Source organism: Micromonospora sp. DT68 (assembly GCF_049847245.1).
Lineage (GTDB): Bacteria > Actinomycetota > Actinomycetes > Mycobacteriales > Micromonosporaceae > Micromonospora > Micromonospora profundi.
Genome location: NZ_JBNCNZ010000002.1, coordinates 456,608 through 473,363 on the forward strand (window position 1 = coordinate 456,608; position 16,756 = coordinate 473,363).

13 protein-coding genes, 2 tRNA genes and 1 pseudogene are annotated in these 16,756 nt (G+C 72.0%); 8 read left to right on the forward strand and 8 right to left on the reverse strand.

Features of this window, described 5'->3' with window-relative positions:
• Positions 1-2: 2 nt before the first annotated feature.
• Both ACPXB1_RS05315 and ACPXB1_RS05320 read left to right on the forward strand, forming a co-directional pair.
• Positions 3-76, forward strand: a tRNA-Met gene (locus tag ACPXB1_RS05315).
• 122 nt (positions 77-198) lie between these two features.
• A tRNA-Met gene (locus tag ACPXB1_RS05320) sits at positions 199-272 on the forward strand.
• Between the two features lie 108 nt (positions 273-380).
• Here ACPXB1_RS05320 and ACPXB1_RS05325 read toward each other — a convergent pair.
• The gene (locus tag ACPXB1_RS05325) at positions 381-4,151 is read right to left on the reverse strand and encodes a S8 family serine peptidase (protein WP_355590960.1); all 3,771 of its coding nucleotides are present in this window, start codon (positions 4,149-4,151) and stop codon (positions 381-383) included.
• 167 nt (positions 4,152-4,318) lie between these two features.
• On the opposite strand from ACPXB1_RS05325, the gene ACPXB1_RS05330 reads away from it, so the two are divergent.
• Entirely contained in the window at positions 4,319-4,567 is a 249-nt protein-coding gene (locus ACPXB1_RS05330) for a hypothetical protein (protein WP_355590963.1), read from the forward strand.
• A 43-nt stretch (positions 4,568-4,610) separates the two neighbouring features.
• On the opposite strand, the gene ACPXB1_RS05335 is transcribed toward ACPXB1_RS05330, so the two are convergent.
• Positions 4,611-5,942: an ABC transporter substrate-binding protein gene (locus ACPXB1_RS05335; RefSeq protein WP_355590966.1), complete on the reverse strand. Its 1,332-nt coding sequence runs from the start codon at positions 5,940-5,942 to the stop codon at positions 4,611-4,613.
• A 148-nt stretch (positions 5,943-6,090) separates the two neighbouring features.
• On the opposite strand from ACPXB1_RS05335, the gene ACPXB1_RS05340 reads away from it, so the two are divergent.
• Positions 6,091-6,924, forward strand: a complete 834-nt coding sequence (locus tag ACPXB1_RS05340; RefSeq protein WP_425734861.1) for a phosphoribosylaminoimidazolesuccinocarboxamide synthase — start codon at positions 6,091-6,093, stop codon at positions 6,922-6,924.
• Positions 6,925-7,012: 88 nt separating this feature from the next.
• On the opposite strand, the gene glpK is transcribed toward ACPXB1_RS05340, so the two are convergent.
• Positions 7,013-8,497: a glycerol kinase GlpK gene (gene glpK, locus ACPXB1_RS05345; RefSeq protein WP_355632275.1), complete on the reverse strand. Its 1,485-nt coding sequence runs from the start codon at positions 8,495-8,497 to the stop codon at positions 7,013-7,015.
• A gap of 77 nt (positions 8,498-8,574) precedes the next feature.
• On the opposite strand from glpK, the gene ACPXB1_RS05350 reads away from it, so the two are divergent.
• Positions 8,575-9,513, forward strand: a complete 939-nt coding sequence (locus ACPXB1_RS05350; RefSeq protein WP_355590975.1) for a ribose-phosphate diphosphokinase — start codon at positions 8,575-8,577, stop codon at positions 9,511-9,513.
• A 61-nt stretch (positions 9,514-9,574) separates the two neighbouring features.
• Here the strand turns inward: ACPXB1_RS05350 and ACPXB1_RS05355 are convergent, their stop codons facing one another.
• On the reverse strand, positions 9,575-10,030 hold the full coding sequence (locus tag ACPXB1_RS05355; protein WP_355590978.1) for an ATP-binding protein: 456 nt from the start codon (positions 10,028-10,030) through the stop codon (positions 9,575-9,577).
• A gap of 120 nt (positions 10,031-10,150) precedes the next feature.
• Between ACPXB1_RS05355 and macS the strand changes: the two genes are divergently transcribed.
• Both macS and ACPXB1_RS05365 read left to right on the forward strand, forming a co-directional pair.
• A complete protein-coding gene (gene macS / locus ACPXB1_RS05360) occupies positions 10,151-11,290 on the forward strand; it encodes a MacS family sensor histidine kinase (RefSeq protein WP_425734862.1) in 1,140 nt (379 codons plus the stop codon).
• A 14-nt stretch (positions 11,291-11,304) separates the two neighbouring features.
• Entirely contained in the window at positions 11,305-11,958 is a 654-nt protein-coding gene (locus ACPXB1_RS05365; RefSeq protein WP_355591408.1) for a response regulator transcription factor, read from the forward strand.
• Between the two features lie 6 nt (positions 11,959-11,964).
• Here the strand turns inward: ACPXB1_RS05365 and ACPXB1_RS05370 are convergent, their stop codons facing one another.
• The 3 genes from ACPXB1_RS05370 to ACPXB1_RS05380 form a co-directional block, all read right to left on the reverse strand.
• A complete protein-coding gene (locus tag ACPXB1_RS05370; RefSeq protein WP_355590988.1) occupies positions 11,965-12,537 on the reverse strand; it encodes a DUF5709 domain-containing protein in 573 nt (190 codons plus the stop codon).
• 88 nt (positions 12,538-12,625) lie between these two features.
• Positions 12,626-13,432: an ATP-binding protein gene (locus tag ACPXB1_RS05375; protein ID WP_355632278.1), complete on the reverse strand. Its 807-nt coding sequence runs from the start codon at positions 13,430-13,432 to the stop codon at positions 12,626-12,628.
• Positions 13,432-14,430 (reverse strand): SDR family oxidoreductase, encoded by a 999-nt coding sequence (locus ACPXB1_RS05380; protein ID WP_355590994.1) that lies wholly within the window; start codon positions 14,428-14,430, stop codon positions 13,432-13,434. The genes ACPXB1_RS05375 and ACPXB1_RS05380 overlap by 1 nt, the downstream gene beginning before the upstream one ends.
• Positions 14,431-14,657: 227 nt before the next feature.
• Between ACPXB1_RS05380 and ACPXB1_RS05385 the strand changes: the two genes are divergently transcribed.
• The gene (locus ACPXB1_RS05385; RefSeq protein ID WP_355590997.1) at positions 14,658-15,857 is read left to right on the forward strand and encodes a glycosyltransferase; all 1,200 of its coding nucleotides are present in this window, start codon (positions 14,658-14,660) and stop codon (positions 15,855-15,857) included.
• Here the strand turns inward: ACPXB1_RS05385 and ACPXB1_RS05390 are convergent.
• Positions 15,815-16,742, reverse strand: a pseudogene (locus ACPXB1_RS05390) (hypothetical protein). The gene ACPXB1_RS05385 and the pseudogene ACPXB1_RS05390 overlap by 43 nt on opposite strands.
• Positions 16,743-16,756: the final 14 nt, after the last annotated feature.

The window sequence follows — 16,756 nt, forward strand, 5'->3', positions numbered from 1 at the left end:
GACGCGGGGTGGAGCAGCTCGGTAGCTCGCTGGGCTCATAACCCAGAGGTCGCAGGTTCAAATCCTGTCCCCGCTACGAGAAAGAAAGCCCGTCTCCGGATCGCCGGAGGCGGGCTTTCGACATTCCGGAGATCCGGAGTCCGGGCAGGACCCCGCCGATCATCGTCAAAAAGGGATGGGTTAGGGTTAACCAGTCGACGCGGGGTGGAGCAGCTCGGTAGCTCGCTGGGCTCATAACCCAGAGGTCGCAGGTTCAAATCCTGTCCCCGCTACGAAAGAGAAAGCCCGTTTCCGGTTCGCCGGAGGCGGGCTTTCTCGTTCCCGCGTGGTCTTCCGTCAGCCCGTGGAGGGGCCGGTGCCCACCGGCCCCTCCACGGGTGTCACCTGAGGCCGAAGGCCCGCATGACGGTCTGGGTGACGCCGCCGCCGTTGCGCTGTGTGGCGGTGACGCGGATGGAAACGAAGGCCGAACGGTGCGGCGCGTTCAGCGTCGCCTTCCAGGTGCCACTGCGCTCCTTCAGGGCCTGCCGCTGCCAGGTGCGGCCGTCGTCGTAGGAGACCTCCAGGCCGAGCGAGGACACTCCGTCCTTCGCGGCGGTGCTGCCGACCACGACCGGCGTGATGGCGAGGTCGGTCCTGCGCGTCGCGCGGCCCGCCAGGTCCAGGTCCGTCCCGTAGTCCAACTGCACGAGCGGGATCGCCTGTACGCCGTCGGCGGCGCCCGAGAGGAAGGTCCAGTCGGTGCGCGTGGTGGTGGAGTACGGGCTGAAGGCGGGGTTGCCCTCCGTCTCGACGACAAGCCGGTACGGCAGCTTCTGCGGTGACAGGTCGCCGGCGTAGAACTCCGGCCAGCCTTCGAGCTGACTCACCTGCCTGTCGCCCTGGTAGAGCGAAACCCGTTGCCGCATGCTGGCACCGCCGCTGTGTGCGGCACCCGCATCGCCGAACGCCTGGATGTAGGCGCTGATCCCACCCTCGCCACGGAACGGGATGTCGTAGGTCAGCAGGCGTGGCCGCGTGATGGGGCCGAACCACCTGTCCTTCTGGACACTGCCCGGCCGGTAGGCGATCTCGTCGGTGTTCGACCGCGCCCAGTTGAGCACGTCGACGTACTGCTTCCACCTGATGCCCGCGCCAGCGGACACCCAGTCGGTACGCGGACCCGGGGCTACCTGCCGGAACGGGAACGGGCGGGCCGCAGCCCACTCGTACGGCGGGAAGTCGACGCGCATCTCGGCGGAGAGCTGGCCCGGCGGCGGGGCGAACTCGGTGTCGATCCGCGCGAGGTCACCGCGACCTGTCTTGGCCGAGGGATCGTTCGGCACCCCGCCTCTGTGGTAGTCGACAAGGTCGTACAGGTAGGCCGGCGAGGGGTGGGCGGTGACGGTGAGCCGTACGCCCTTCCGGCCGGCGTCGGTGATCTTCTGGATCAGGGCCTCGCCCCCGCCCCGGACCAGCGTGGCGACCGGGAGCGCCCCGGTCGTCGTGCCGTCGGGGTTTCCGTACCATCCGCTGCTGCGGCCCTGGCCGTCGTTCACCACAAGGAGCAGCGCGGCACCGGCGGCGAACGCCGTCGCCACCTGGTCGGTGGGGTTCACGGCGTCGCTGTCGCGTACGACCACTGCCTTGCCACGGGCGGACAGGCCGGCGTAGTCGGCAGTCGTGCCGGTGCCGGCGAAGACGGCGTCCAGGCGCGACGTGCCGTCGGGCATCGCTCGGGACCCGGGCTGCACGAGGGGGTCACCGACGCGGCGGCCGTTGTGGACGATCTCCAGTGGCGTCTGCTCGGCCCGGATCCGGGTGGTGAGGACGAAGCTGCCCTTCCTGACCTTGCCCTTTGTCGGCAGGGCCCACAGGCTGTCGTAGACGGTGCCGGGCCAGAGCGTCTCCCGCAGCGCGCCCGTGTCGCCGGGCGTCGGCTCCTCGGACGTGAACGAGCGGTAGACGTCGATGCGGCTGTTGGTGACGGCGGTCGGCTGAGGTGTCGCCACCTTGATCTGTCGAGCCTTGGCGGCGTCGAGCACGACGACCCGGTTGGTCGTCAGGTCCACCTCGGGGGCGGTGAGCATCGCGAGCCCGAGGGAGTGGGCGCCGTGCAGACCCTCCACGTCGGCGGCGGCGACGACGGTGTAGGAGCCGGGCGCCCAGCGGCTGGTGAGCGTGCCGTCGCGTACCCACATGAATGTGGAACCACCGTCGGCGCTGACGATCTCGACCTCGCCGCTCATGGGTCGGCCGGCGCGGTCCTTCAGGTGGATGGTGAGGTCGTGCTTTCCGGACTCCACTGCGACACCGACGGCCGTGTGCACCTCACCGCCCGCGTGGCGGGCCACGACCTGGGCGGAGTACCGGCCGGCGGTGAGCCCTGTCGGGTCCACCACGACGTCGACAGTCGAGGTCGCCCGGGCCGCAACCGTGACCTGGCCGGTGCCCGCCGTGAACGTCGTCGCCGGGGAGTCACCACGATCGACCGACAGGTCCAACGTGATGGGGGTGTCAGTGGTGTTGATGTAGGTGATCTTCCGGCTGATGCGCTGCGGCGGCGTGCCGGTCGACGACGCGACGAGGCCGGCGTCCACCGAACCGGACGCGATGATCTGGTCCTGGTGATAGGCGGCGGCCACGTTCAGCCTGCCGCTGCCGGCCCGGTAGGCGTCGTAGCCGGTCGTACGCACGCTGGTGCCCATCAGGGCGTCCTTGATCTGCTGCGGGCTCCACGTGGGGTGTTTCTGGGCCAGCAGGGCGGCGGCCCCGGCGACGTGGGGCGCCGCCATCGAGGTGCCGCTGTCCGTCCGGTAGAAGCCTTCGCCCCAGGGGAGGTGCTGCGAGCGCGCCGCCAGCACGTCCACGCCGGGTGCGGTCATGTCGGGCTTCAACGCCTCGTCGATCATGCGGGGGCCGGCGCTGGAGAAGTCGGCCACCCGGTCCGAGCCGTCGACCGCGCCGATGGTGAGCGCGGCGTCCGCGGTCCCCGGCGCCCCGATGGTGTACGGGTCGGGTCCGCTGTTACCCGCGGAGACGACGAAGAGCGCACCCGTCTCGGCGGTCAACTGGTTGAGGGACTGGCTCAGCGGGTCGTCCTGGGTGTGCCAGGCGCTGACCCCCAGACTCATGTTGATCACCTTGGCGCGTTCGGTACGCGCCGCCCACTCCATCCCCGCGATGATCCCGGAGATCGTCCCGCCTCCGTTGCTGTCGAGGACCTTGCCGATCACCAGGTCGGCATCGGGGGCGACTCCCCGCTCCCTGCCGCCGGAGGCGGCGCCCGTTCCGGCGACGGTGGAGGCGGTGTGGGTGCCGTGCCCGTTGCGGTCGATGATGTCCTCGCCCGGGATGAAGCTGCGGGACGCCACCACGCGGTTGGCGAGGTCCGGGTGGGTCGTGTCCACTCCGGTGTCCAGGACGGCCACCCGGACGCCCTTGCCGGTACCACCTGCCGCCCACGCCGCGGGGGCACTCACCTGCGCTGTCGTGTCGGCGAGAGCAGCCTCCGCCCTGCCGTCGAGCCACACCTTCTCCACGCCGGTCGCGAAGGAGGGCGTCGCGGTGCCGGCGGACCGGCCGGTCGACGACGTACCGACCGATTGTGTGTCGCCGGTGAGGGCCGACCAGAAGTCGGCGGCCTGCGCCCGGCGGGCCCGGATGGCCTCGCCACGGACGGAGGGCAGCTCCAGTGTGGTCTCCGCTCCTGGCAGCGCATTGCTGGCCCGGCGGTTGGTCGCACCCGACCCGCGGGTGACGATCAGAGGCAGCGTGCTGCTCCGTGCGTCGTCGAAGCCCTGGGCGACGAGGTCGGTGACGTCGAAGAGCTGCTTGTCGAGCTGTCCGGTGGCGAGGTAGGGCAGTGCCTCGTCGGGGTACACGTAGGTGTCCCCGTCCTCGGTGGCGACGCGTACGGAGCCGGTGGCACCCGGCGCGCGTGCCACGTCCACGGTGGGCGGCGTCCCGTCGCGTCCCGGGGTCATCGTCACCTTGTCGCCGGTGATCAGCGTGACCGTGACGGGAGCACCCTGTGCGGTGCCGGTCGTGGCCGGTGGCGTCGTCGGCGGGGGCGCGGGGGCGCTGTGGGCCGCAGTGGGGGTGACCAGAGCGGCGACGAGGGTGACGCCGACCGCTGCTGCCGCAGATCTTCGGGTGAGAGAGAGCCGCACAGATCCTCCAGAGTTGAACGTTGATCGAATTCGATCACCTCCGTGATTCATATAGTGATCATCTTCTTTGCCGGGACGTTGCGGGGCCATCGCGTGTGGCCGATCCGGTCCCGGCATTCGGCGTGGACCTGCGTGCCGAAGTTGCACCCTTCGGCGAGGATGGGCGCATGTCTTCCTTCGGTAGGTGGTGGGGCCGGCTCGGCGCGGTCCTCGGTACGGTCGTGCTGACGGTGTTCGTGCCCGTCGCGGCCTGGGCGTCCACAGGCACCGGCGAGATGGTGGTGGAGGCCGCTCGGCGGCGGTCCCGAGGCGGCTTCGGCTTCATCGGCCTGCTCTGCTGCCTCGTGGTGGTGGCGATCATCGTGTTCCTGCTGCTGCGCCTGATGCGCGGTCGCCGTGGCGGCCCGCCGCGCTGACCCCGTCAGCTCGACGCCGGGCGGCTGCGCAGCCGCCCGGCGGTCACGCCGCCAGTGCGGCGTTGGCCAGGGAGAGGAAGCGTGAGGTGGCCGCGCGCGTGCCGGCCCGCCCGCCGCGGATGCTCTCCGCGGCGGTGACAAGCAGCGACCGCACCTTCGCGTGGCCCATCGGCGGCGGCGCGGGCGCCGGCCCGAGCTGGTCGGCGATGCTGGCGCCGAACGCGGCGGCGCGCTGCTGAGCCGGGTCGGTGATGCTGCCCTCGGTGTACCGGCGCACGGGGATACTGGCGTTGAGGCCGCGTTCGTGGCCGAGAACCGTGCCGGCCTCGCCGTTCGTGGTCAGGAAATTGATCACGTCGATGACGGTGTCCGGGTGGCGGGTGCCGCGGAACGCGGACCAGTACATCGACGCCCTCGCCCACTGCGAGCCCGGGGGGCCGGGGATGCCCACCACTCCCAGCTCCGCATCGGTGAGCCGTTGCAGGTCCGGTAGCTGGTGGGACCAGGCGAAGGACGCGGCGGTCAACCCGGTGACCACCAGCTGCCGGGCAGGCTCTCCGCTGTCGGACTGCTCCACGAGGGCCGCGCCCGGCGTGGCCCTCGTGGACCGTGCCCGCTGCCACAGTTCGAACCAGGCGATCAGCTCGTCGGCGCCGAAGCCCATCTGGCGTCCCCGATAGAACTCGCCGCCCTGCGAGCGCAGCCACAACCAGAGGGCGCGGTAGTCACCGGACGCGTCGACCGTACCGGCCACCTGGCCGTCACTGGCCTCGGTGACCCCTGTGGCCCAGGCGATGTAGTCCGCCCAGGACATTCCACCGCGCGGCTCGGGCACCCGCAGCTCGCGCAGCAGGTCACGGTTGAAGACCACGGCCCCGAGGGTCTGCCCGGCGGCCACCCCCATCGTCCGGCCGTCCACGGTGCCGGAGCGGACGAGACCGTCCGGCAGACCGCCCAGGTCCAGCCGGCGGTCGGCGACGCTGTCGGTGAGGTCGAGAACGATCTCGCGCTCGGCGTACTCGGCAAGCACGGCGTCGTCGACCTGGATCAGATCCGGAATGTTGCCGCCGGCGGCCTGCGTGGCCAGCCGGTCGTAGTAGCCGTCGGCGCCCTGCCAGGTGACGCGGAAGGTGACCCGGGGGTTGCGCTCCGAGTAGAGCCGCAGAGCCTTCTCGGTCAACTCGGCCCGCTTCTGCCCGCCCCACCAGAAGACCGACAGCTCGACAGGCCCGTCCTCGGCCGACGTGGTGGATTCGTCGGTGCACCCGGCCAGCCCGCCGGTGACCAGCAGGGGAGCGCCGAGCAGCGCGCTGAGCAGACGGCGCCGGCCCGGGTCCGCGCGGAGGCGGTCGATCGGCTGTCGAACAACGGGCACGGGGTCTCCTGGCACCTGCGGGCGGGGTCGGACCATTCACGCAGGCGGCGCACAAGGGTGTCAACGTCCATCCGGTCATCCCTGGTGGTCGGCCCCCGCGCGGGTGGCCGAAGCCGGATCGCCGCTGCCGCGTGGTGTACTAGGGCGCGTGGAACTTCTGCACTCGGGCAAGGTCCGGGACGTCTACGCCGACGGCGACGACCTGATCCTGGTCGCCTCGGACCGCATCTCGATCTACGACGTGGCGTTGCCGACGCCGATCCCGGACAAGGGTCGACTACTCACCGCGCTCTCGCTCTGGTGGTTCGAGCAGCTCGCCGACCTCGTGCCGAACCACGTCATCTCCGCCACCGACGTGCCGGCCGAGTTCGCCGGCCGGGCCATCCGCTGCCAGCGGCTGGACATGGTCCCGGTCGAGTGCGTCGCCCGGGGTTACCTCACCGGCGGCGGCCTACGGGAGTACGAGCGCACCGGTTCGGTCTCCGGTGTGCCGCTGCCTCGGGGGCTCGGTGAGGCGTCGATCCTGCCCGAGCCGATCTTCACGCCGTCGACCAAGGCGCCGATGGGCGAGCACGACGAGCCGATCACGTTCGACGACGTGGTGGACAAGGTGGGCCAGGCCACCGCCGAGCGGCTGCGGCAGATCACCATCGACGTCTACCGGCGCGGTGCCGAACTGGCCGCCGACCGGGGCATTCTGATCGCCGACACCAAGATCGAGCTGGGCTGGGCGCCGGACGGCACACTTGTCCTCGCCGACGAGTTGCTCACCTCCGACTCGTCGCGCTTCTGGCCCGCCGAGTCGTACCAGCCGGGCCGGGTGCAGTTCTCCTACGACAAGCAGTACGTGCGGGACTGGGCCACCGGCAGCGGATGGAACAAGCAGGCGCCGGCACCGGACGTGCCCGCCGAGGTCGTCGAGGCGACCCGCGCCCGCTACGTCGAGGTGTACGAGAAGCTCACCGGCAACCGCTGGAGCTGAGCCGGCGCCAGCGATCCGCCGGGTCACCACCGTGCTGCGCACGTAGGTGCCTGGCCGGGACGGTCGGGCGTCCGGCAGCGGGCCTGCGTCACTCCACCCAGTCGAGGGTGCGCTGCACCGCCTTGCGCCAGTTGTGCAGCTCCCTGTCGCGTAGCTCCGCCGCCATGGTCGACTCCCACTGCGCGTCGGAGCGCCACTGCGCGCGCAACGTGGCCAGGTCGGGCCAGAAGCCGACCGCCAGGCCGGCCGCGTACGCCGCGCCCAGGCAGGTGGTCTCGGTGATCCGGGACCGGATCACCGGGACGTCGAGCACATCGGCGAGGAACTGCATGAGCAGGGCGTTCGCGGTCATGCCGCCGTCCACCCTGAGCCGGCGCAGGGCCACGTCGGAGTCGGCGTCCATCGCGTCGACCACCTCGCGGGTCTGCCACGCCGACGCCTCAAGCACCGCCCGCGCCAGGTGCCCCTTCGTGATGTAGCCGGTCAGGCCGGCGATCACACCGCGGGCGTCGCTGCGCCAGTGCGGTGCGAAGAGCCCGGAGAACGCCGGCACCACGTAGCAGCCGCCGTTGTCGTCCACGGTGCGGGCCAACTCCTCCACCTCGGCGGCTGTGGAGATCAGGCCGAGGTTGTCACGCAGCCACTGCACGAGCGACCCGGTGACGGCGATGGCGCCTTCGAGGGCGTACGCCGGCGGTTGGCCCTTGATCTGGTAGGCGACGGTGGTGAGCAGGCCGTGCGTCGACGGAACAGGTGTGGCCCCGGTGTTGAGCAGCAGGAAGCTGCCGGTGCCGTAGGTGCACTTCGCCTCGCCCGGCTGGAAGCACGTCTGACCGAACAGCGCGGCCTGCTGGTCGCCCAGCGCGCTCGCCACCGGCACCCCGGCGAGTACGCCGGTGGCCGTGCCGTACACCTCGGAGGAGCAGCGGATCTCCGGGAGCATCGCCGCAGGCACGCCCATGGCGTCCAGCAGTTCCGGGTCCCAGTCGAGCGTCGTGAGGTCCATGAGCATGGTCCGGCTGGCGTTCGTCACGTCGGTGACGTGCTCGCCTGTCAGTTTCCAGATCAGCCAGCTGTCCATGGTGCCGAACAGCACCTCGCCGCGCTCGGCGCGTTCGCGCAGGCCGTCGACCTCGTCGAGCAGCCAGCGCAACTTGGGGCCGGCGAAGTAGGTGGCAAGCGGCAGGCCGGTGCGGGACCGGAACCGCTCCTCGCCGTACGCCGAGGCCAGCTCGCGCAGCAGCGGCCCGGTGCGGGTGTCCTGCCAGACGATGGCGTTGGCCACCGGACGGCCGGTGGCCCGGTCCCAGACCAGTGTCGTCTCCCGCTGGTTGGTGATGCCCACGGCGGCCAGCCCTGCCGCGTCCGTGCCGGCGGACCGCAGCGCCTCGGAGACCACCTGCTGGACGTTGTCCCAGATCTCCTCGGCGTCGTGCTCCACCCAGCCCGGCCGGGGGAAGATCTGCCGGTGCTCGCGCTGGGCCACGGCGACGATCTCCCCGGCGGAGTCGAAGACGATGCACCGCGAGGAGGTGGTGCCCTGGTCGATGGCGGCGACGTACTCGGGGGTCACCGCAGCACCGTACCCAAAGCGGTGGCACGGTGCGACCGGCGTCACGTGGGCCTACGCGTCGCCTACGATGTGCGAACGTGCGTGACATCGCCGTTTTCAGTGGAACCGCCCATCCCGACCTCGCCGCCGAGATCTGCGCTCACCTGGGGGTGCCGCTGCATCCGGTGCGCGTCTCCCGGTTCGCAAACGACTGCCTGGAAGTGCAGTTGCAGGCCAACTGCCGCGAGCGTGACGTCTTCCTGATCCAACCGCTGGTGCCTCCGGTGCAGGAGAACCTGGTCGAGCTGCTGCTGATGATCGACGCCGCCCGGGGCGCGTCCGCCGGCCGGATCACAGTGGTGCTGCCGCACTACGCGTACGCCCGCTCGGACAAGAAGGACGCGCCACGGATCTCCATCGGTGCCCGGCTCGTCGCCGACCTGCTCACCTCGGCCGGCGCGGACCGGGTGCTCGCGATGACCCTGCACTCGCCGCAGGTGCACGGCTTCTTCAGCGTCCCCGTGGACCATCTCCACGCGCTGCGGGAGTTGGCCACCCACTTCCGGCGCTACGACCTCAGCAACACGGTGGTGGTCTCGCCGGACCTCGGCAACGCCAAGGAGGCGGCGGCTTTCGCCCGGCTGCTCGGCACGCCGGTCGCGGCCGGGGCGAAGCAGCGGTTCAGCGACGACCTTGTGAAGATCAGCGCGGTGATCGGCGAGGTGGCCGACCGTGACGTCATCGTGCTGGACGACGAGATCGCCAAGGGCAGCACCGTCATCGAGTTGATGGAGCACCTGCGCGGCCTGAAGGTGCGTTCGATCCGGCTGGCCTGCACGCACGGTCTCTTCTCCGCTGACGCGTTGCGGCGGCTCAGCGACCAGGACGGCGTCCTGGAGATCGTCTGCACGAACACCGTTCCCATCCCGGCCGCCAAGCGGGTCCCCGAACTCCAGGTCCTGTCGGTGGCTCCCGCCCTGGCCGAGGCGATGCGCCGGATCCACAACGGGGAGTCGGTCTCCGCCCTCTTCGCCTGATCCGGCCGCAAGCGGTTGCCACTGCCCGCCGCTGGCCTCGCTGGCCGTGGGAGGCCCGAGGTCAGCGCGGGGTGTGGTCGGAGGCGGTGAGGCCGGCGGTGATGCGTACCGTGGTCCCGGCGCCGCTGGTGGCGATCTCCATGGCGTCGGTCAGCTCCCGGGCCAGCCACAGACCCCAGCCGCCGGCGGTGTCCGGGGCCGGCCGGCGGCGGTCGCCCAGCCGTTGCGGGCTGATGCCGCGTCCGTGGTCGGCGACCTCGCAGACCAACACTCCCGGCTCCTGCCAGAGTCGCAGCCACCCGCGCCCGCCGCCGTGCCGCACCGCGTTGGTGATCAACTCGTTGACCGCGAGCACGAAGTCGTCCAGCCGTTGGCCTCCGAGGCCGGAGGCATGCGCGCAGGAGGCGACCGAGTGTCGAATCTCGGTCACCTGGGCCTTGTCGAAGGCCTCGGCGATCAGGAGGGCTGGGTCGATGGGCACAACCGTACGCGGTGCGTGCGGATCTGCGTTCATCATGGCCCCGTTCCGACGGCGGACACCGGTGTGTTTCGCGGCTTTTCAACCGTACGTCAGGGTTTCTCGGCCCGCACTCTCTGCCTTTCGCGGCGTCGGCGCGGCTGTGGCATCCTGACCGCCATGCCGTCGCCGCCGCGTGGATTCGAGGTGCCGCTCTGGCGGGCGCTCACGGTGTTCCGGCTGGCCTCCCTGGCGTACGTCTGCGCGCTCGCGGTGCGCGACGCCGACAGGTACGCCCACCCGATCGCGGTCGGTGCCCTGATCCTGGTGATGATCGCCTGGACCGCGGCGACAAGCGTCGCGTACGCCCGACCGGGCTGGCGCCGCTGGCCGCTGCTGCTGGCCGACCTCGTGGTGGTCATGGCCGTCGTGCTGTCCACCCCGTGGGCCGTCGGGCGGGAGGCGCTCGCCAACGGCGTACCCACCCTTGGGGTTGCCTGGATGGCCGGCCCGGTGCTGGCCTGGGCCGTCTCCGGTGGCCGGCGGCGGGGCACCGTGGCTGCGCTGCTCGTCGCCGGCGCGGACCTGGCCACCCGTGAGCGGATCGGCCAGTCCTCGTTCACCGGGGTGATCCTCATGCTGCTCGCCGGCCTGGTGGTCGGGCACGTGGCGCGCCTCGCCGCCGACGCCGAGGAGCGCCTGCAACGCGCCGTGGAGTTGGAGGCGGCCACCCGGGAGCGGGAACGGCTGGCCCGGGGCATCCACGACTCGGTGCTCCAGGTGCTGGCGCTGGTGCAGCGGCGTGGCGCGGACCTGCCCGGCGAGGCCGGTGAGCTTGCCCGGCTGGCCGGCGAGCAGGAAGCCGCGCTACGGGCGCTTATCGCCGGCAGCGCCCCGGTCGGTACCGTCGGGCCGGACGGGCCCGACACGGACGCGGTCGACCTTCGTGCTCTGCTCGGCCGGTACGCCTCCACGGCGGTGTCGCTGTCCGCGCCCGCGACCCCGGTACCCCTGCCCCGGCAGGTGGCCCGGGAGGTCGCCGCGGCGACGGGCGCGGCCCTGGACAACGTGGGACGCCACGCCGGTGGGCGGGCCTGGGTGCTTGTCGAGGACGAGGGGGAGACAGTGACAGTGTCGATCCGTGACGAGGGGCCTGGCATCCCGGACGGCCGACTGGACGAGGCCGCCGCGCAGGGGCGGCTCGGAGTGAGCCAGTCGATCCAGGGCCGGGTGGCCGACCTCGGCGGGACGGTGAGGATCATCTCGGCCCCCGAGGCTGGCACCGAGATCGAGCTGACAGTGCCGAGGGCCGGACGGTGAGCGCCCTGCGGGTGATGGTCGTCGACGACCATCCGATGTGGCGGGAGGGCGTGGCCCGCGATCTCACCGAGGCCGGGTTCCTTGTGGTGGCCACCAGCGGCGAGGGACGGCAGGCGATCCGGGTGGCCGCCGCCGCCCGGCCCGACGTCGTCGTCCTCGACCTGCAACTACCGGACATCTCCGGTGTCGAGGTGGTCCTCGGGCTGCGCGCCGCGCTCCCTCAGGTGCGGGTCCTGATGCTCAGCGCCAGCGGCGAGGAGCAGTCAGTGCTCGACGCGGTCAAGGCGGGCGCCACCGGCTACCTGGTGAAGTCGACGGCACCCGCCGAGTTCCTCGACGCGGTGCGCCGTACCGCCGCCGGTGATCCGGTCTTCACACCCGGCCTGGCCGGGCTGGTCCTGGGGGAGTACCGCAGGCTGGCGACCGGGCCGGGGCCGGGGGCCGGGCCGGCCGGAGACGCGGACCCCGGCGCACCCCGGCTCACCGACCGGGAGACCGAGGTGCTGCGCCTGGTGGCCAAGGGGATGTCGTACAAGCAGATCGCGCAGCGGCTCGGCCTGTCCCACCGCACCGTCCAGAACCACGTGCAGAACACGCTGGGCAAGCTGCAACTGCACAACCGGGTCGAGCTGACCCGCTACGCCATCGAGCGGGGCCTGGACGGCTGAGCCCGCTCAGACCGAACGCGGCGGTTCGGTCTCGTGGATGGCCAGCTCCTCGGCTGTCGCCCCGCCACCGGCCGACCCGGCGTCGTACGCCACGGAGTCGGTCTCCTGGCCGGTGTGCGCCCCCTCGTCCGGTTGCACCAGCCGACCCACAGTGGCGTCGGCGACAGTGCCGAGCTGGCCGTGGTCGTAGAGGGAGACCGGCGATTTCGGGTCCGAGGTGGGGCCCGGGTCCATCACGTCGGCGTCCAGTTGGGCTTCCGCGGCGGCCGCCTCGTTGTCCGCCTCAAGGGCGATCTTCGGGTCGACCGGGCCGGCCAGCGGGTCGTCCACCGGGCGCTCGAAGCTCTCCCGCTGGAGCTTGTAGTCCAGCGACTCGCCGTCGAGCTGCTCGTCGGCGGTGGTCCCGAAGCGGTCCACCGCCACCGGGGTCCGGTCGCCGGGAAGCTGGGCCGGCTCCGGGCCGTCCGCCTCGCGCCCGGTGAGGACGTCGTCGTTGGCGGTCGAGTCGTCGTCGGCGGTGTCGGGCAGCCCCTCCGCCTCGGTGTCGGACACGGGGGTCGGGTACTCGTTGTCGCGCATGTCTGATCACTACCCGCTGCCCTCCCGCCGTAACCGGAGCACGGCCGGTCATGCGGGAGTGAACCGGCCAGCGAGGGCGGAACCGTCGTCAGCCGAGCGCCGTGGCCTCGTCGTCCGGGTGCAGCACGCACCAGATGACCTTGCCGTCCGGCACCACGCTGGTGCCCCAGCGACGGGCCATCGTGTCGATCAACAGGAGGCCCCGACCGCCCGCGCGCGTCGGCGGGGACACCCCGGCGAACGTCGGCCAGCGCGGGGAGTGGTCACGGACCGACAGTTGCAGTGTGTTGTCGTACGGCGCAACCCGGACGTTCATCGCCGTCCGGGCGTGCACCACCACATTGTTGACCATCTCGGTGACCGCGATCTGGGCCGGCTCGGTCAACGTCGGCATGCCCCAGTTCCGGCAGCCGGTGGCGACCAACTCGCGAGCCTGCCGGGCGGCCTCCACGGTGGGAGGCAGGTCGACGGTCAGCACCGCCGCCAGTGGCGTAGCGGCGAGCGCGGCCAGCGCGCCGTCCAGGGTGGGCCAGGCCGGGACACCGGCGAACGTGGTGTCGGCGCTACCTGGCGCGGAGACCGCCGGGTCGCAGAGCAGCAGGTCCGCTGCGGGCCAGTCGGCGACCTCCCGGCGGACCTGGGCGAAGACACCCCACCCTGGAGGTTCGTCGACCCGCAACCCGGTCACGTCGGCGACGATCGGGCCCGGCCGGTCACAGAGCCGCGCGAGCAGCGCGTCGCGGACCGTGTCGGCGGCGGCCGGGTCGAGCACGCCGCTCAACCGCACCACCGCAGACGAATCGTCGACCTCCACGAGGCAGCGCGTGCCGGCGGGCGTCGCGCCGCCGCTCGGCACGCCGAGGTACGGCGTGTCCGGCCTGTCGATGCCCGTCATCAGCGACCTGACCGGGATCGGCGGCTCTTCGCCGCCAACGTGCCGACTGCGGTGCCGGCCGCCGCCAGGCCGAAGGCGGCGGTCATCCGCACCAGGTGCCGCCGCCGACCGTGCCAACCACCGTCGCGGCTCGCCTGCCCGTCGGGCTGGAACACGTTGCCGCTGGTGTCCAGCCGCGCAGCCGGGCCGAACTGGGTGCGCTGGGCGTACCAGCCGAGGGTGCGCTCCACAAGTGCCGGCGCGAGCCGCCACTGGAGGCCCACCAACCGGGCGGCACCGCCGGCGTACGCCTCGCGGCGCGGCCGGCGCAGCAACCGCACGATGGTCTCGGCGACCACCTCCGGCGGGTAGACCGGTGGGGGTGGCAGCAACTCGCGGCCGCTGTGGTTTGCCGCGTGCCGGAAGAACGGGGTGTCGATGGTGGCCGGCAGCACTGTGCAGACGGATATCTGACTCCGGCCGGTTACCCGCAGCTCCTGTCGGAGGGTGTCGGCCAGCCCACGGATGCCGTGCTTGGCCGTGTTGTACGCCGACTGGTACGGCATCGCCACCTCGGCGAGCACCGACGCGTTGTTGACGAGCACCCCGCCGCCGGCAGCGCTGAGATACGGCAGGGCGGCCTTGATGCCGTGCACAGCGCCGAGCAGGTCGACCTCCAGTACCCGGCGGAACTCGGCGACCGGGATCTCGTCGAACAGGCCCACAGCGCTCACGGCGGCGTTGTTCACCCAGGCGTCGAGGTGGCCGAACTCGTCAACGGCCCGATCGGCGAGCATCAGCACCGACTCCAGATCGGTCACGTCGGTAGGCACCGCCAACGCCCGACCTCCCAGCTCCCGACAGCGCTGCGCCACCTGTCGTAGCGCGGGCTCACTGCGGGCGGCCACCACGACGGCGGCGCCCCGGCGGGCCAGCGCGTATGCGGTGGCGGCGCCGATCCCGCTGGACGCGCCGGTGATCACGATTGTCGAATCGTCGAGGCTGCGGGTCAGCGGCATTTCTGAGCGGTACCCCGGGCTGCCCCGGCTCATTCCACCGAGCACCCGACGATCATCGCGGCGCCGTTTTCTCTGCGCCGTGGCGGACTGTTGGGACTGCCGTGGCGCAGGTGCCGGCGCAGTTGACGTGGGGTGTTTCCCGATCTGCCAGGTTTCGGCTCCCCGCCCCCAGGTTAATGGGACGCTCTGACCGGACCGCCGAGGAGAAGATCGCAGGGAGGTGACCCATGCGCGTCGGCCTCGTCTGCGCGCACAGCAGTTCGTACCGGCACGCCGACGGCCCGCCGGTCGGTACCCAGCAGCACATCGCGAGGGTCGCCGCAGAGCTGGCCGCTCGCGGCCACGATGTCCGGATCTACGAACGCCGCGACGATCCGGAGCTGCCGGTCACGGCGGACGTCGACGGCTACCGTGTGCACCGGGTGCCCACCGGCCCGCCCACTCGGCTGGCCACCGCCGAGCTGATTCCGCACGTGACGGAGTTCGGGCGCTGGCTGGCCGACGAGTGGGGCGGCGCCTGGCGGCCCGAGGTGGTGCACGGGCACTACTGGATCGGCGGCCTGGCCGCCGCGCACGCCGTCCGCGAGACCGACATCCCGGTGGTGCAGACCTTCCACTCACTTGGTGTGGAGCAACTGCGACACCTGGGCGGCCACTACGACGGGCCGGGGCAGCGGATTCCGCTGGAGCGGGCGCTGACCCGCGCGGTGGACATCGCTGTCGCCCAGAGCAACGACGAGGTGGACGAGCTGACCCGGATGGGCCTGCAACGCAGCTCGGTGGCGATGGTGCCGGCGGGAGTGGACACCGAGCTGTTCCACCCCGACGGTGAGGCCGCGCCGCGCGAGCAGCGGCCCCGGATCCTCTCCGTCGGTGGGCTCGCCGCGGGTCACGGCCAGGACGACCTGATCCGGGCGATGCGCCTGGTCGGCGACGCCGAGCTGGTGATCGCCGGTGGACCGCCGGCGAGTCAACTGGCCAACCACGCGGAGGCGCGCCGGCTGAGCGAGCTGGCCGAGCGGGCCGGGCTGGCCGACCAGGTACGTCTGGTCGGGGCGGTGCCGCACGACCAGATGGCCACCTGGTACCGGTCGGCGGACGTGGTGGCCTGCACGCCGCGGTACTCCTCGGCCGGACGTGTCTCGCTGGAGGCGATGGCCTGCGGCGTACCGGTTGTCGGCTACGCGATGGGCGGCCTTGCCGATGCCGTGGTCGACGAGGTCACCGGCCGCCTGGTGCCGCCCGGTGACGTGCGTACGCTCGGCGTGTCCCTGCGCCGGCTGCTCACCGACAACGCCGGCCGGTTCGCGTACGGGCACGCCGCAGTGGACCGGGTCCGCAGCAGCTACACCTGGGAACGCACCGCCGGAGCGCTGGAGCGCCTCTACGAGCGGGTGGTGAGCCGCCGCAAGCCCGTGGAGGCGTGAAGCCAGGCGGGTAGGAGGGTCGGCGTCGGCTCAGACGGGCCGGCCGATGCCGACCATGGCCCGGCCGCCCCGTTGCGGCACGGACCGCTGCTGCTGCGGTTCGGCGTACCGGGTAAGGCCGATCACCGAGGCCAGGGTGACCAGGAATCCGACCGCCGCCAACCATTCCCGGCCCGGCCAGATCTTGTCGTTGAGCAGCAGCAGTCCGACGATCGCCGCCGGCACCGCACCGGCGGCGTCCATCGCGGCGACCGCGGCGGTGGTCGAGCCGCGCTGCATGGCCAGGCCGAGCAGCAGTTGGCCGACGATCGAGTGCGCGATCAGCAGGTAGAGCAGCGGGTCGGCGAGGAACCCCGCGGCCGACGGCGCGGACGCCAGTGGCCGGGCCGCGACGGCGGCCGACGAGAACGCCAGCCCGGCCAGTGAGCCGAGAGCCACCGAGCCGGGAGCGCCGTGCAACCGGACGGCGAAGAAGCCGAGCACCGCGATGACGCCGAGCGCTGCGGTCAGCGCGACGGAGCCGGCGGTGCCGAGCTGGCGTGACGGCGCCGGTCGGGCCGACAGCACCAGCGCGGTGATCCCCGCGAAGAGCAGAGCCAGCAGGACCACCTCCGCCAGCGGCAGGCGCCACTTCAGCACCAGCACCCCGAGGATGGCGGTCACGCCGAGCCCGGCGGCCACGCTCGCCTGCACCAGGAACAGCGGCAGGTCCCGCCGGGCCAGGAACGCGAGCACGAAACCGCCGATCTGGCAGCCCAACCCGACCAGGTACGTCCGGTGCCCGGCGAGGCGCAGCAGCAGGCCCGGATCGAATGTGTGGTGGACCGTTGTGCGGGCCGCGGCCACCGACTGGAGAAGGTTGGCGAAGCCGTACGCGACGATCATCGCCGCGAGAAAGC

Coding starts and splice junctions, on each gene's coding strand:
- ACPXB1_RS05330 (WP_355590963.1), top strand. CDS start 4,319: ATGTCTTCCTTCGGTAGGTGGTGGGGCCGGCTCGGCGCGGTCCTCGGT.
- ACPXB1_RS05355 (WP_355590978.1), bottom strand. CDS start 10,030: ATGATGAACGCAGATCCGCACGCACCGCGTACGGTTGTGCCCATCGAC.
- macS (WP_425734862.1), top strand. CDS start 10,151: ATGCCGTCGCCGCCGCGTGGATTCGAGGTGCCGCTCTGGCGGGCGCTC.
- ACPXB1_RS05365 (WP_355591408.1), top strand. CDS start 11,305: ATGGTCGTCGACGACCATCCGATGTGGCGGGAGGGCGTGGCCCGCGAT.
- ACPXB1_RS05370 (WP_355590988.1), bottom strand. CDS start 12,537: ATGCGCGACAACGAGTACCCGACCCCCGTGTCCGACACCGAGGCGGAG.
- ACPXB1_RS05375 (WP_355632278.1), bottom strand. CDS start 13,432: ATGACGGGCATCGACAGGCCGGACACGCCGTACCTCGGCGTGCCGAGC.
- ACPXB1_RS05380 (WP_355590994.1), bottom strand. CDS start 14,430: ATGCCGCTGACCCGCAGCCTCGACGATTCGACAATCGTGATCACCGGC.
- ACPXB1_RS05385 (WP_355590997.1), top strand. CDS start 14,658: ATGCGCGTCGGCCTCGTCTGCGCGCACAGCAGTTCGTACCGGCACGCC.